Source organism: Mammaliicoccus fleurettii, from assembly GCF_003970575.1.
Taxonomy (GTDB): Bacteria; Bacillota; Bacilli; order Staphylococcales; family Staphylococcaceae; genus Mammaliicoccus; species Mammaliicoccus fleurettii.
In genome coordinates this window covers 1-367 of record NZ_RXWZ01000159.1, presented here as the reverse complement: position 1 = coordinate 367, position 367 = coordinate 1, and the positions used below count along the sequence as shown (strand labels likewise).

Below are 367 nucleotides of genomic sequence, written 5' to 3'. Positions count from 1 at the left end.
GGTATTAACAAAATATATATGCTTGGTTTTTAGCTGATATATTTTGTTAATCTCTACTAATTTTAAAAAAATTAGTAGTAATTCTAAGTAATAAAAGGTCGTTTTGAACTATCAAAATTTTCTTGGATATCCATAAGTACAGCACCAATTAATCTAAAAGCAGAGTCTAAATTAGGGAAAGTCTTAATGACTTTCTCTCTTTTTCTAACTTGCATATTGATGTTCTCAATAGAATTAGTCGTACGTAAACTTTTATGATGTTGTGCTGGGAACCTATAGAACTGAGCAGCATCTTCGAAGCCTTGATCTAATATATTGAGTGCTTCTGAATACTTTGGATTATTTTGATATTTAGTTATCAGTTCTT

General features: G+C 28.9%; 1 protein-coding gene. It reads right to left on the bottom strand.

The features are described 5' to 3' along the window. Positions 1–83: 83 nt before the first annotated feature. Positions 84–367, bottom strand: a 284-nt coding sequence (locus tag CD129_RS11205; protein ID WP_218585270.1) for a transposase, incomplete at its 5' end; no start/stop codon positions are given.